Origin of the sequence: Psychrobacillus sp. NPDC093200, assembly GCF_050280345.1 — a bacterium.
Classification (GTDB): Bacteria; Bacillota; Bacilli; order Bacillales_A; family Planococcaceae; genus Psychrobacillus; species Psychrobacillus faecigallinarum.
In genome coordinates this window covers 36,851-50,113 of record NZ_JBNNVC010000004.1, presented here as the reverse complement: position 1 = coordinate 50,113, position 13,263 = coordinate 36,851, and the positions used below count along the sequence as shown (strand labels likewise).

Here is a 13,263-nt window from a genome sequence, read left to right as displayed (position 1 = left end):
TCCTAGCGCTTTGTCCAGAAAGCCTTTGTATAGGCGAGCTTCAAACCAATCCGTTCCATGTTCCTATGACTAACACTCCCAAAGGCAGCCTCACTAGTAATGTATTTTGCCCCTTTTTCGATAGCTTTCTCTATTCGCTTGTGCAGCAAGGCATGTTGCACTCCCAAATTTCGATAATCTGGTAGAGTAGCAGCTGCTGCCAATGTGGCAAGCTCCCCCTCCACATACATAACTCCTATGCCAATCGGAACATTATGTCGAAGCGCTAAGTAAAACTCCCAGCCCGGTACATCAAATAAAACTTGGTTGTTTTGCTTTATGCCATCTTGTATAGAAGAAGGCAAACCAAAGGCCTCTACATAAATCGCAGCAAATAAGTCGAATTCATCCTTCTGAAGAGGACGTACCACTATAGAAGATGGATTGCTAAAGCTTTCTATATTATCAGCAATCCTAAAAAAAGAAGCGTGAAAGCCGGATTGATAAAACCCTTTTTCTGAAAGCCTGAGAAACAATGACTCGGAACTATTTTGTGGAGTAACCTCAATTCGAAACGAAATAGCATGCTCCCTATAAAAGTGAAGAATTTCATCTAAGTAATCTAAATCCTGATCATTAATACCCCTAACCGTGTTAAAGGCTGGCCCTGGAATATGTTTTACTGCAAAGGCATGAGTATTACCTCTCATCAATATCCGTGCTCCCATAGGATTTCTAGGTATCGATTGAATAGTATTTATTCTAGATGTTAGTGTCTGTATCTCCGAAAATTCTGGTATCCTGAATTCCATTTTTTTCTCCTTTATTTTTTATTTATACTGCAAGCTCTCTAACTGTTTTATATAGAAGTAGAATTATAGTGAAAATTGTCTTTAATATATCTATCTCCAAGAATTATCTTATACTTTAGAATATTTTACACTATTATACATTAATGCTAGAATATAATTCATATAATAACAATTACAACCAATACAAAGGGGCGTATGTCATGAACACAAAGAGGTATAGAAGAAGAAATACGATGGCTTTTACAGTGCTAGCTTATTTCACGTTATTTGCAGGGGTTGTTATGTTTAGTATTGGTCTTTATAATGCAGATAATTTGCAGCTTAATGAAAAAGGATATTATATTGCAGTAATGATTTTAGTGGCTGTTGGTGCTATTCTAACTCAAAAAGTAACGCGCGATAATGCGGAGGACAACGATATCATCGCGGAGCAAGAACAGGAGCGTCAAATGAGCAACATCCGAATTCCTTCTAGTTCTTCTAGCAATAAAGAAGCTTAAAAAATACTACACGTAAGAAATCCTGTCTTTAATTAGACAGGATTTCTTTTAGTTCCACTTGTTGTAATATGTTGTTTTCTATCAAAAAGATGTCAGGGTTTTTCATTTGAAGCCATTGATCAAAACCAAAGGTATTATCGTAATGATTGAAGAGAAGAGCAAGGATATTTCCGTGAGATACAATTCCTACGTTAGTCACGTCATCCCTTCCTATCACCTCATTGATGACCTCTTTTATACGATTTAGCGCTTCGTCACTAGACTCTCCTCTAGGAAAGCTAAGATCTTTATGTAAAAAGGTACGTTTCAGTTTCTCTAGCCAATCATCCATAGGCTCTTTACTAAGCACACGCTCGCTTAACCCTTCATGAATATGGAGAGGCAAGCCAGTATCCTGAGAAAATGGCAGTATCGTTTGTATCGCCCGTTCATAAGGGCTAGAAATGAGATAGTCAATTTGGAAAGCCTTTAAAATTTCCACAAGATTTTTTGCACTTTCCAACCCATCTTTTGTTAAAGCGGCAGTCGGCTCCTGCCCCTCTGCCTTACAATGTCTAATAAAATAAATTCTCTTGTTATTCATATGTCATTCCCCCTCCTTAATATTTCTATTAGACCATCCTAATTTCCTCTACCTCTATGCATATCTTCTAAAATTGCCTACAATGAAAGTTGGAAATGGAGGATGAATGATGAAAAAAGGTTACTTAGCAAATGGATTATTTGGTCTAGGAGATCGCCTAGTGAACGAACTTGTTGCAAAGGAGATTCGTGCCTCACTACCGGGCGTTGACTTGTATGTGCCACAAGAAAACGCAGCCATCAATGACAAAATGGCCTATGCAGATAGCTTGCTTATTGCAAGTGCAGATATCGAAGCATTAAAGGAAAGTGACTTTTTAGTTGCGGTGATTGATGGAGTGGAAATAGATTCTGGAGTTGCAGCTGAGATTGGAGCGTTCTCAATGTTAGATCGCCCTATTTATGCTCTTTATACTGATACACGCCAGCAAGGTAGAGAGAACACGAAAAAAATTGAAGCTTTAATAGCAGATGGAACAGAAAATCAATTTATGTATCGAAATCTGTTTGTCATCGGATTGATTAAGCAAAATGGGGTCATTGTAAGCTCGATCGAGGAGCTAGGCAGAGTATTGAGAAACTGATACATATATAGTTCTAATATTCATTTCCATGAGATTGAACTTTTTATAAAAAATCCTGTGCTTCCACACAGGATTTTTTATTTTACTTCACTAGCTTCCAGTTGACCATTTCTTCACTAGTTCCTACTTTTTTCATATCCAGCTTCTCTAGCACTCTCATAGAACCATAATTATCAAGGAGTGTTTCCGCGATGATCACTTCCACTAAGCCAGTTGCAAAAGCCCACTGCATAATTGCACCTACTGCCTCTGTTGCATATCCCTTGTTCCAATGTTCCTTTAAAAAGCCGTAGCCTACCTCAATTTGGTTATCTGCATCTGGTTTCCCTTTAAAACCGATATCCCCAATAACTTTGCCATTTCTTTTCTCTACTACCAACCATGTCCCCCACCCCAATGATGTAGCATCTGCTTTTAGCATTTCTAATGACATGGAAATCTGTGGACCGTTGTCATAACTCTGCTCCACTGCTATTTGAGCAGATTCTTGTGTACAGGGGATAATTTCTAATCTCTCAGTTTCTAATTTCATTTTGACTCTCCTTAGTTTAGATATTTCACCTCTAACAAAGTAAATATACAAAACATAGAACTATCCCCTCTCTGCATTAAAGTAACAATATTATAGCACAAAATATTTTTTCATTTTTCTAAAATTGACATATAATTGAATTGGACATAAAAAATAATCATTACAAAAAACACGAATGAAATATTATTCTCTATGTTGATTGTAGCGACAGGCGGCGACTCCTGTGGGATCAGTGAGACAGATGAGACATCACAAACGCGCGCGACAGCGCCGGTGATGGCTTATCGCTCACCCCACGGAAAGCGTCCGACTAAAGCGGAAATCGGCATCTATAGTTCCTGCCTTTATAAATGGAATATAACTAATAGCTTAAATAGCTAAGTTAGATTATCATCTGACTTTCTTAGTTCCACACCACCTCTGATTGTAGCGACAGGCGGCGACTCCTGTGGGATCAGTGAGACAGATAAGACATCACAACGTGCGCGACAGCGCCGGTGATGGCTTATCGCTCACCCCACGGAAAGCGTCCGACTAAAGCGGAAATTATTATACTTTATATATATCCCGAATGTTCTTTCTCTTTGTACGTGCGTGATTGATAATGAAATTATCTCAACATATTTTATTAGTAATGAAGGGAGTGGTTTAAATGAAAAACAATTTAATGGTGATTGAAAAGTAGATAAATAATAAATTCTCTTATCAAACAAACAGATGAAAACATAACTAAAAATGAAAAGAGGAAACAGAATGTATCAAGATCAAGAGTTAATGATCCGACCAATTAAATACAATGATTTACCTAGACTTTGGGAATTAATGTGTAAGGACGAGAAGCCAGAGTGGAAAGAATGGGATGCTCCTTACTATGAATATAAACCAACTCCTTATGATGTATTTATGGAAAAAGCAGATACCTATGTAGACAGCGAAAGGTTCTGGGGTATCGAGGTAGATGGAATATTACGTGGTATCGTGTCATATTATTGGGAACATGAACCTTCTAAATGGCTTGAAATGGGTATTGGTTTCCATGAGGCACCAAGCTGGGGTAAGGGACTTGGCACACGTGCTTTAAAACTTTGGATGAATCACCTGTTTACCACAATGCCACTTGTCCGAGTAGGCTATACCACCTGGTCAGGTAATGAACGGATGATTCGGGTTGGAGAAAAGCTTGGTATGACAATGGAGGCGCGAATTCGCAAAGTACGCTTATATAATGGTGTTTACTATGACTCCATTCGAATGGGTATTTTAAGAGAAGAATGGGAAAAGACACAAGCAACAATTTTATAGCCCATCATAAAGTACTAAAAAAACACTTGACAGTTATCAGAATTAATTGTAAATTCTCTATAATAAGTTAATGCGATGAAGAGAAAAAGTAAAATGGGTAGATTTCTCCATAGAGAGCTTCGGTAGCTGAAAAGAAGCAGAAAACACCATTTGAACAATGGCCTCTGAGCACTACATTGAACGTGCAGTTAGTTACCTGCGCCTGAGATGCTAGCGGGATTGGTACCCGTTATCCACACCACAGTCTAGGATCCATCTTAATAGGATTCTGCACTGCTGAGGCTGCTTATGTGAGTAAGCAGTGAACAAAGGTGGTAACACGAGTATCTCGTCCTTTTCAATCCAATGATTGAGGAGGGCGAGTTTTTTAATTCGCTCTCCTCCACAAAAATAATAAGGAGAGTGTTTAAACATGACAGAGGGATTATTAGTATTTCAATCAGATTTTGGTATTAACGACGGGGCAGTAAGCGCTATGCATGGGGTAGCCAATAGCGTGAAGCGTGGGCTGCCGTTATTCGATTTAACTCATCAGATTCCTCAGTACAATATTTGGGAGGCATCCTATCGTCTCCTACAAACCATCAACTATTGGCCAAGTGACACAGTGTTCGTTTCCATAGTAGACCCAGGCGTTGGATCAGATCGAAGAAGTGTAGTTGTGAAAACAGTGAAGGATCAGTATATTGTCACTCCGGACAATGGGACATTAACGCACGTTAACCGATTTATTGGTATTAAAGAAGTAAGAGAAATTGATGAAAGCAAGAATCGCCTACCAAAATCTGGAGAATCACATACATTTCATGGTAGAGATATATTTGCTTATACAGGAGCGCGTTTAGCAGCAGGAGAAATAAGTTTGGAGGATATTGGACCATCTATCCCCCTTTCTCTTATCGTGGAGCTACCACTTAAGGAAACAATTATTGAAGATAACTGCATTACGGGTGTTATTGACGTCATTGATCGACCGTTCGGCAATCTCTGGACCAATATTCGCCGACTTCAATTTAAACAGCTGGACGTTACCTATGGAGATGCCTTTGAAGTCTCTCTCACCATAGACGGAGAACTTGTTTATGAGGGAATAGTCACCTATGGTCGCTCCTTCGCTGCGGCAGGGATCGGAGAAGCTCTCATGTACGTGAATTCTCTGGATAATATCGGAATTGCATTAAACCAAGGTTCCTTTGCCGATACCTACCAAGTTCTCACTGGTTCTAGCACAGAAATAACTATTCGAAAAGCTGCTATTGCAATCAATTAACAAGGATGACTGGTTTTAAAATATAAATACGGGGAGAAATGAAGAATGAAAAAGTCTATCTTTTCAACAAAGACTGTTGTAGCGATAGGTATTGGAACGGCGGTGTTCTTGATACTAGCCAAATTTGCAGCAGTCCCTACAGGAATACCGAACACAACGATTCAAACATCCTATGGTTTTCTAGCACTTATTTCAGCTATTTTTGGACCAATAGCAGGTTTATTTGTCGGGTTATTTGGTCATGCTTTAAACGACCTTACTTCTTACGGTTCTATTTGGTGGAGCTGGGTCATTTCATCCGCAATTGTAGGATTAGGTATCGGGTTATATTTTAAAAGGTTTTCTTTTGAGGATGGAGAATTTGGTAAAAAGCATATTATTTTATTTAATATCGTTCAAATCATAGTTCAGGCTATTGCATGGGCTTTAGTAGCTCCATTACTAGATATTATCATTTATGCAGAGCCTGCAAACAAGGTATTTACACAAGGAATCGTAGCCGCTATTTCTAATATTGGTACTGTTGCAATACTTGGCACACTCTTGCTTACTGCTTATGCAAAGACAAGAACCAAAAAAGGAAGCCTGAGCTACGAGGAATAAGTAGATAAGGAGATTCACATGAAAAAGCCAGTCATCGAGTTTAAACACTTTAACTTTCAATATAATAGTCAATCCGAGCCTACTTTACATGACATTAATTTAACAATTTATGAAGGAGAAAAAGTAGCAATCGTTGGACCATCTGGCTCCGGAAAGAGCACGCTCGTTCATTGCTTGAACGGGCTTGTTCCTTTTGCTTATAAAGGTGAAATTACAGGAAATCTTACCATTCAAGAAAAAGAAACAAGGGAACTTGATCTATTTACTATCTCGCAGGAAGTAGGGACTGTTCTACAGGACACAGATGGACAGTTTATCGGCCTTACAGTTGGAGAGGATATAGCCTTTGCTTTGGAAAATAATTCAGTTCCTATGCAAAAGATGCATGAACGTGTTCAAAAAGCCGCTGCACTAGTAAAAATGTCTGAGCACTTAAACTCTCGAATTCATGAACTTTCCGGCGGGCAAAAACAGCGCGTCGCTCTTGCTGGTGTTTTAGTAAATGACGTTAATATTCTTTTGTTTGATGAACCTCTTGCCAACCTTGATCCGGCATCTGGAAAGGATGCAATGAAGCTGATTCACCAGCTTCAAGTGGATTCTAATAAAACAATTATTATTGTCGAGCATAGACTAGAGGATGTTTTGTCTGAGCCTATCGACCGTATTATATTAATGAATCACGGTCGTATTATAGCGGATGGTACCCCTAATGAGCTTCTGACAGGGTCATTATTGACGGATAACTGGATACGAGAGCCACTCTATATTAAAGCTTTGAAATATGCCGGCTGTGAACTGAATGATCAGATTAACTTAACTCAGGTAGACTCCATCGTGAATGATTCCTTTCATCAAAAACTAAAAGCATTTAGTGATGCAAGATGCTCGCCTATTCAGTTAGGTTTTAAAAATGAGCCTGTACTGACATTAGATAATATTAGCTTCCACTATGGGAACGGCCTAGACATTATTAAAAATGTTTCCTTTCAATTACATAAAGGTGAAATGATCAGTCTTATTGGAGCAAATGGAACCGGTAAGTCTACACTCTCCTCTCTTATCTGTGGATTTGAACGTCCTACAGAAGGTACTATTTATTTTGAAGGATTCAATGCGATTAACGACTCTATAATGGAACGTGCACATCGCGTAGGCTTTGTTCTGCAAAACCCCAATCATATGTTTTCAAAACAAAATGTCCTTGATGAGGTTGCATTTGGGCTTGCTCAATTCGAGTTATCCGATAAAGAGACGAGAAGACGTGTGGAGGAGACATTAAAAATTTGTGGTTTGTACCCATTGAGAAATTGGCCAATTGCTGCTTTAAGCTATGGGCAGAAAAAACGTTTATCCATTGCCTCTATCCTTGTAATGGAACCTCCAATTATTTTATTGGATGAACCAACTGCGGGGCAGGATTACAAGCATACTACAGAGTTAATGATGTTCTTAGAAAATTTAGCGAAAAATGGTACAGCAATTATACTAATCACCCATGATATGCACCTAATGACGGAATACACAGATCGAGCCATTGTCCTTTCAAACGGAAGAATTTTAGTCGATGATTCCCCTGCACATATTTTATCTAACCCTACCTTAATCCAGGAGGCAAACTTAAAAGAATCCTCCTTATACGAAATTGCAAAACAGCTCAAGATGGAGCATCCCTCTGATTTTGTAGAGCAATTTATACAATACGATCGGGAGGTGCGCTTTAATGGGCAACGAACTGCTAAGCTATCTTGACCGTGATTCTATTATCCATCGCCTGACAGGTTCCACCAAGCTGATATGTTTTCTGCTTTGGTCCACTGCGGCTATGTTAACCTATGACACAAGAGTGTTAATGGTGTTGCTACTTGGGAGCTTTATATTGTTTTATGTATCCGATATTAAATTAAAGGATATCAGCTTTGTCCTCGGTTTCATCTTAGTCTTTTTATTGTTAAACAATATAGCTATATTTTTGTTTGCCCCCCAGCATGGGACAACTATTTACGGCACTTCCCATCCACTCACAGGATCTCTGGGACGTTACTCACTAACGCAGGAGCAATTATTTTATCAGCTTAATATTACATTGAAGTATTTTGCCGTCATCCCTCCCGCTCTTTTGTTCTTAGTCACTACACATCCAAGTGAGTTCGCAGCCTCATTAAACCGAATTGGTGTAAGCTATCGTCTTGCCTACTCTGTTTCTATTGCCCTTCGCTATATCCCAGATATACAAAGGGATTTTAAAACAATTTCTCGTTCGAAGCAGGCACGCGGTGTGGACATGTCTCGCAACGAAAGATTATATACCCGTATTAAAAATGCTGGATCTATTATAATGCCGCTTATTTTCTCTAGCCTAGAGCGAATAGAAACTGTCAGTAACACAATGGATCTGCGAGGTTTTGGGAAATTTAAAACAAGATCATGGTTCAGTTTAAAAGAGTTCAGAAGAAGAGATTTAATAGCTATTCTGTTATCTTTCATGCTATTTTTATTAATGGTTTTATTTATTTTTATAAATAATGGACGATTTTATAATCCATTTATATAAAATCCGATTGAAAAGGGCCACCTCTTAAAGGTAGCCCTTTTCTTTATTATTTTATCTGAAAATAAGTATTGACTGTATATAAAAATTATATTAATATTATAACAATTTAACGGTTTAGAATAACATTTATTTGTTATTCAAATATAATGTATTGCTGTAGTCCATTAAGGACTTTTTATTTTTTCTTTTTCAACAATATATTTCATGCGATATATTATATAATTAGGGGGATTCACTATGAAACAGGCAACTAAGACGTACTTAATCAATCGAATGTATAAAGGCTCACAAGGACTTGCAAATGCCGTACTTGTAACATTAGGAATTGGACTACTTATCGAGACAATTGGTACGTTTACAGGCTGGGATGGTTTTACAGCTATTGGAAAAACAGCTCAATTGATGCTTGCTCCCGCAATAGGGGCAGGTATAGCTTATCAGCTCGGTGGTAATACATTAGTTATTTTTAGTGCTATGGCTTGTAGTACTATAGGGGCCAATGCTTTAATACTCCAAGATGGAATTTGGGTTCTGACAACAGGGCAACCGATTAGTGCAGTATTAGCAGCAATTGTTGCTATATGGGTCGGAAAACGTATTGCAGGGAAAACAAAACTGGATATGCTAGCCATTCCTTTTGCAGCAATTCTTATAGGCGGGGTTGTCGGGGTCGGCTTGGCCGCTGTAACTACTCCTCTTTTAGAACAATTAAGTCGATTTATAGCAAGCTCTGTATCAGGATCACCTCTGGTTGGATCCATTGTTATTGCTCTCGTTTGGAGTATTTTTCTTATGTCGCCTGCTTCCTCCGCAGCAATTGCCATTGCCTTACAGCTGGATCCAGTTTCAAGTGCTGCAGCATTAATAGGATGTACAGCTCAATTTGCAGGATGGACAGCTATGTCCTTTAAAGAAAATGATTTAGGAGCCAACATTGCACAATCATTCCTAACTCCTAAAGTACAAGTTCCAAATTTGGTGAAAAATCCATGCTTAGTAATAGGTCCGTTTCTATCCTCTGTGATTTGCGCTCCAATTGCTATTTTATTATTTAATTTTGAGGTACCTTACACATTAGCTGGACTCGGGCTAAATTCATTTATTGCTCCACTAAATGTTCTAGCAAACCAAGGAATTGGAGTATTGCTGATGTATATAGTATTAGGAGTAATTTTACCTGCAGTTATTTCTTTGACCGCTTATCATTTGTTAAAAGCACGAGGATTAGCTAAAACTGGAGATTTACATATGGAAGTTCAGTAATAGAAAAAGGTCATGACCACTTGTCATGACTTTTTTTATTTATGGTAGGAAAGAAAAATATTTTCGTTAGAAAGTGGTCTCCTCTCTTTCTCCCGTTTTAAGTCATTTTCCTTCTATATGCCTCCTCCATTACGGAGTTTAACTTTTCACTTCTTTTAGAAATATACGTTGTCCAAAATTTTTCCCCTATATTAGCAAGCTCTTCAGGGGTGTAATGATCCTTTTCAAATTTCCCCCAACATCCGTCCGCAGTTAGCTTGTCCCAGAAAATATAATCGGCAAATTTGTTGTTTTCTGTAGGAACGTCCGATCCCATGGATTCTAATTTTACTAACTCAGGACAAAGCCACATGGCTGTACAAACAGATAGCAGACCTCCATGAGTCTCATTAAGTCCTTCTATCCCCGCTTCCTTCAGGGCCTCTTCCCATGCTAAATGTCGATGAGTAGTAATGACGAGCAACTCTGGATATTTAAAATTAATATACTTTACGAATGCTGATTCCCAGTAGGCTCCTCCATGACCATTACAAATCACAAATTTTTTAAAACCTTGTCTATGTAAATTTGTAATTATCTCTTCAATCATAGCTGTCAAAATGTTAGGACTAACAGTAACAGTTCCTATACAGTTGGCATGTTCTTCAGAGGTGTTAAAAGGTATAGTTGGCAACACATACGCCTGTAAAGCTTCTCCAAAGGAATTAGCATAGACTTCTGCTATTAATGTATCTAAGTGCATGGGCAAATATGGGCCAAACTGCTCCGTTGCCCCAAGCGATATGATTGCTGTTTCTGTACCGCTGTCCTTGATCTCTTTAGTTGAATTTTTATAACTTAACATGGGTTTCTCCTTTTAATCTATTTTATGTATAAGCAGAGCAACTGATAAACCATGACAAATGACACGATTGCTGTAATGATAGCTTATCAATTACCCCACTGAACGTAAGCCAATAGGAAAATCAATTTATGAAGTATTTTTGTTCTTTTCTATATGTTCATACCTTTTATTTCATTACTTATTTGAGTTGACTAAATTTAACAACATAAACGTATTATACGATTTTTTAAACTAGAAAAGGAACTAGAGATTAATTGTATTACCACTTGCTATTGCTAGCAGGTATCATCTACAAAAGATTACTGATTATACCTCTATCCGTATAGATCGTTACTGGCGATTCAATTGATTTTTTGTGTGAAAAAAACCACGTTCTTCCTACTGGTCCAAGCAGGATATATGCTCCATCTTCTTGTTCGCCCATGAAGTTCAAATAATCTACCTCGTCTACTATTTTTCCATCTTGGGGAGGTATACCTAAATGTAATATTTGCTCAGCACTATTAAGGATGTTCTTTGTTGTTAAACCAATTTCACTAATTTCAATAACGTTTCGTGTGGAAAAATGTGTGGATTCCGATGATGGGGCAATACCATCTCTTGCTATATATTCTACTATATTCCCTGCAGGATCCTCAAAATAGCAGGATGTCGCTTTAAATCTACCGGCAAATTCTACCTCATCCTCCCCATCCTCTGTCGATAAAGTAACACGTTCTTGAAGCCACGATTTGGCCTTTTGAAACATATTAGCATGGATATTAAATGCAAAGTGGTAGTAATAATTCCTCGCTTTCAAATCCTTTATTAGTTTAAGTACACTATTTCCGACCTGAAATGTAGCCTCTGTCTCATTCCAGGACTTTAAAGGAAGCTCCAATGTATGCTGATAAAAAGCGACTGTTTCTTCATAGTTAGATATCCACAAGTCAATTTGCATTATCTTCATTTCTATCCTCCTCCCTGTAATTTCTACTATCAATATATACAATTCGTAAAAGAGACAACTCGGCCAATAGCATGAATAGGTTAAATTTCAATCAATAGTCTCATAGCTCCTTTTTAACTTTTTCTAGTTGAATATGGTAAAATTAAGTCACATTAAATAATGCAAGATAAGGGGGTATTTCATGAACATTTCCGTTAATTACTCAGAGGACTATCAGGGTCTGGTTTCAGCTGAACTACATGAAAAATTACAGGCTATTCATGAGGGTATTCAAACAAAAACGAGTACGGGATCAGACTTTCTAGGCTGGGTGAATTGGCCAAGCTCCCTAACTCCAGAGTTCCTTCAAGATATTAAAGTAACAGCAGATCGAATACGCTCAAACTCTGAGGTATTAGTTGTAATTGGAATCGGAGGATCCTATCTTGGTTCAAAGGCAGTGCTTGAGGCACTTTCTACTCCCTTCCAAAAGGATGACCATTTAGAGGTCATCTTCGCAGGACAATTGGTAAGTGGGTCTTATTTAAAGCAATTGATTGCCTACCTAGACTCTAAGGAAGTAACTCTAAACGTTATTTCTAAGTCTGGCACAACAACTGAGCCAGCTATAGCTTTCCGTTTTCTCCGCCAATACATGGAGGAACGTTATGGAGAGGAATCAGCATCTCGTATCATTGTGACTACGGATGAGGAAAAGGGCGCTTTATTATCACTTGCTAAGGAAAAGGGCTATAAACGATATGTGGTACCAGGTGACATTGGTGGCCGCTATTCTGTTTTTACAGCGGTTGGTCTACTACCAATCGCAGCAGCTGGGCATGATATTGAGCGATTGATAGCAGGAGCTAAAAAAGCAGAAGAGGAGTTACAAGTATTTGATATTAAATCAAATGCTGCAGTTAAATATGCTGTAATACGAAAGCATTTATATGATAAGGGTTATCCAGTAGAAATCATGGCAACCTTTGATGAAAAGCTGACGTATGTCCAAGAATGGTGGAAGCAGTTATTTGGTGAGAGTGAAGGAAAAGAAGGAAAAGGTATTTTCCCAGCCTCTGTTCTATATTCAACGGATCTGCATTCCTTAGGACAATACATCCAAGATGGTAAACGTATGCTGTTTGAAACGTTTCTAATGGTAGAAAAAGCATCAGATGACCTGACTGTCTTTGAGGCAGAAGATAATCGTGATGAACTAAATTACTTAAGCGGCTTGACTTTACACGACTTCAACAAAGCATGTCACGAAGCAACAGCATCTGCTCATTTAGCCGGAGGCGTTCCTCAAATAACGTTAATGATGGAACAACTGGACGAAAAGCATATCGGTCACTTATTATACTTTTACATGATGGCTTGTGCTTATAGTGCTTACTTGCTAGATATTAATCCTTTTGATCAGCCAGGTGTAGAAGACTATAAACGCAATATCTTTAAAATCCTTAAAAAGCCTGGATATTAAAAATGTAGCCCCTGTTTGGGGCTACAT

General features: G+C 38.2%; 14 protein-coding genes and 1 other annotated feature. Of the genes, 9 read left to right on the top strand and 5 right to left on the bottom strand.

The window, feature by feature from the left end:
- Positions 1-2 precede the first annotated feature (2 nt).
- The gene (locus ACQKNZ_RS15555; RefSeq protein ID WP_404814910.1) at positions 3-689 is read right to left on the bottom strand and encodes a GNAT family N-acetyltransferase; all 687 of its coding nucleotides are present in this window, start codon (positions 687-689) and stop codon (positions 3-5) included.
- Positions 690-991: 302 nt separating this feature from the next.
- Here ACQKNZ_RS15555 and ACQKNZ_RS15550 point away from each other — a divergent pair, with 302 nt between their 5' ends.
- A complete protein-coding gene (locus ACQKNZ_RS15550) occupies positions 992-1,291 on the top strand; it encodes a YiaA/YiaB family inner membrane protein (RefSeq protein ID WP_144539219.1) in 300 nt (99 codons plus the stop codon).
- Positions 1,292-1,319: 28 nt separating this feature from the next.
- On the opposite strand, the gene ACQKNZ_RS15545 is transcribed toward ACQKNZ_RS15550, so the two are convergent.
- Positions 1,320-1,874, bottom strand: coding sequence for a histidine phosphatase family protein (locus ACQKNZ_RS15545; RefSeq protein ID WP_427660589.1), 555 nt, complete (start codon positions 1,872-1,874; stop codon positions 1,320-1,322).
- A 109-nt stretch (positions 1,875-1,983) separates the two neighbouring features.
- Between ACQKNZ_RS15545 and ACQKNZ_RS15540 the strand changes: the two genes are divergently transcribed.
- Positions 1,984-2,457 (top strand): nucleoside 2-deoxyribosyltransferase, encoded by a 474-nt coding sequence (locus ACQKNZ_RS15540; protein WP_154312110.1) that lies wholly within the window; start codon positions 1,984-1,986, stop codon positions 2,455-2,457.
- 82 nt (positions 2,458-2,539) lie between these two features.
- On the opposite strand, the gene ACQKNZ_RS15535 is transcribed toward ACQKNZ_RS15540, so the two are convergent.
- The gene (locus tag ACQKNZ_RS15535) at positions 2,540-2,989 is read right to left on the bottom strand and encodes a GNAT family N-acetyltransferase (protein WP_154312109.1); all 450 of its coding nucleotides are present in this window, start codon (positions 2,987-2,989) and stop codon (positions 2,540-2,542) included.
- A 753-nt stretch (positions 2,990-3,742) separates the two neighbouring features.
- On the opposite strand from ACQKNZ_RS15535, the gene ACQKNZ_RS15530 reads away from it, so the two are divergent.
- The 6 genes from ACQKNZ_RS15530 (at position 3,743) to ACQKNZ_RS15505 (ending at position 9,981) form a co-directional block, all read left to right on the top strand.
- Complete coding sequence (locus tag ACQKNZ_RS15530) at positions 3,743-4,291, top strand: GNAT family N-acetyltransferase (RefSeq protein ID WP_144539209.1); 549 nt, start codon at positions 3,743-3,745, stop codon at positions 4,289-4,291.
- 66 nt (positions 4,292-4,357) lie between these two features.
- Positions 4,358-4,630: a binding site (T-box leader), on the top strand.
- Between the two features lie 73 nt (positions 4,631-4,703).
- The gene (locus ACQKNZ_RS15525; protein ID WP_154312108.1) at positions 4,704-5,561 is read left to right on the top strand and encodes an SAM hydrolase/SAM-dependent halogenase family protein; all 858 of its coding nucleotides are present in this window, start codon (positions 4,704-4,706) and stop codon (positions 5,559-5,561) included.
- Between the two features lie 45 nt (positions 5,562-5,606).
- A complete protein-coding gene (locus ACQKNZ_RS15520) occupies positions 5,607-6,164 on the top strand; it encodes an ECF-type riboflavin transporter substrate-binding protein (protein WP_144539205.1) in 558 nt (185 codons plus the stop codon).
- An 18-nt stretch (positions 6,165-6,182) separates the two neighbouring features.
- Positions 6,183-7,916, top strand: a complete 1,734-nt coding sequence (locus tag ACQKNZ_RS15515) for an ABC transporter ATP-binding protein (protein WP_144539203.1) — start codon at positions 6,183-6,185, stop codon at positions 7,914-7,916.
- Positions 7,888-8,718, top strand: a complete 831-nt coding sequence (locus ACQKNZ_RS15510; protein ID WP_144539201.1) for an energy-coupling factor transporter transmembrane component T family protein — start codon at positions 7,888-7,890, stop codon at positions 8,716-8,718. Before ACQKNZ_RS15515 ends, ACQKNZ_RS15510 begins: the two co-directional genes overlap by 29 nt.
- Positions 8,719-8,955: 237 nt before the next feature.
- Positions 8,956-9,981 carry a PTS transporter subunit IIC gene (locus ACQKNZ_RS15505; protein ID WP_144539199.1) on the top strand — a complete coding sequence of 342 codons (1,026 nt, stop codon included), beginning with the start codon at positions 8,956-8,958 and terminating at the stop codon, positions 9,979-9,981.
- A 97-nt stretch (positions 9,982-10,078) separates the two neighbouring features.
- Here ACQKNZ_RS15505 and ACQKNZ_RS15500 read toward each other — a convergent pair whose 3' ends face one another.
- Positions 10,079-10,825 carry a creatininase family protein gene (locus ACQKNZ_RS15500; protein ID WP_191697552.1) on the bottom strand — a complete coding sequence of 249 codons (747 nt, stop codon included), beginning with the start codon at positions 10,823-10,825 and terminating at the stop codon, positions 10,079-10,081.
- Positions 10,826-11,114: 289 nt separating this feature from the next.
- Positions 11,115-11,774: a hypothetical protein gene (locus ACQKNZ_RS15495; RefSeq protein WP_427660584.1), complete on the bottom strand. Its 660-nt coding sequence runs from the start codon at positions 11,772-11,774 to the stop codon at positions 11,115-11,117.
- Between the two features lie 181 nt (positions 11,775-11,955).
- Here ACQKNZ_RS15495 and ACQKNZ_RS15490 point away from each other — a divergent pair, with 181 nt between their 5' ends.
- Positions 11,956-13,236, top strand: a complete 1,281-nt coding sequence (locus tag ACQKNZ_RS15490; protein ID WP_427660582.1) for a glucose-6-phosphate isomerase — start codon at positions 11,956-11,958, stop codon at positions 13,234-13,236.
- Positions 13,237-13,263: the final 27 nt, after the last annotated feature.

Excerpts from the sequence above, each read along its gene's own strand:
- ACQKNZ_RS15490 (WP_427660582.1), top strand. The coding sequence starts at position 11,956 with ATGAACATTTCCGTTAATTACTCAGAGGACTATCAGGGTCTGGTTTCA.
- ACQKNZ_RS15525 (WP_154312108.1), top strand. The coding sequence starts at position 4,704 with ATGACAGAGGGATTATTAGTATTTCAATCAGATTTTGGTATTAACGAC.
- ACQKNZ_RS15535 (WP_154312109.1), bottom strand. The coding sequence starts at position 2,989 with ATGAAATTAGAAACTGAGAGATTAGAAATTATCCCCTGTACACAAGAA.
- ACQKNZ_RS15530 (WP_144539209.1), top strand. The coding sequence starts at position 3,743 with ATGTATCAAGATCAAGAGTTAATGATCCGACCAATTAAATACAATGAT.
- ACQKNZ_RS15500 (WP_191697552.1), bottom strand. The coding sequence starts at position 10,825 with ATGTTAAGTTATAAAAATTCAACTAAAGAGATCAAGGACAGCGGTACA.
- ACQKNZ_RS15520 (WP_144539205.1), top strand. The coding sequence starts at position 5,607 with ATGAAAAAGTCTATCTTTTCAACAAAGACTGTTGTAGCGATAGGTATT.
- ACQKNZ_RS15555 (WP_404814910.1), bottom strand. The coding sequence starts at position 689 with ATGAGAGGTAATACTCATGCCTTTGCAGTAAAACATATTCCAGGGCCA.
- ACQKNZ_RS15545 (WP_427660589.1), bottom strand. The coding sequence starts at position 1,874 with ATGAATAACAAGAGAATTTATTTTATTAGACATTGTAAGGCAGAGGGG.
- ACQKNZ_RS15550 (WP_144539219.1), top strand. The coding sequence starts at position 992 with ATGAACACAAAGAGGTATAGAAGAAGAAATACGATGGCTTTTACAGTG.
- ACQKNZ_RS15510 (WP_144539201.1), top strand. The coding sequence starts at position 7,888 with ATGGGCAACGAACTGCTAAGCTATCTTGACCGTGATTCTATTATCCAT.
- ACQKNZ_RS15540 (WP_154312110.1), top strand. The coding sequence starts at position 1,984 with ATGAAAAAAGGTTACTTAGCAAATGGATTATTTGGTCTAGGAGATCGC.
- ACQKNZ_RS15515 (WP_144539203.1), top strand. The coding sequence starts at position 6,183 with ATGAAAAAGCCAGTCATCGAGTTTAAACACTTTAACTTTCAATATAAT.
- ACQKNZ_RS15495 (WP_427660584.1), bottom strand. The coding sequence starts at position 11,774 with ATGAAGATAATGCAAATTGACTTGTGGATATCTAACTATGAAGAAACA.
- ACQKNZ_RS15505 (WP_144539199.1), top strand. The coding sequence starts at position 8,956 with ATGAAACAGGCAACTAAGACGTACTTAATCAATCGAATGTATAAAGGC.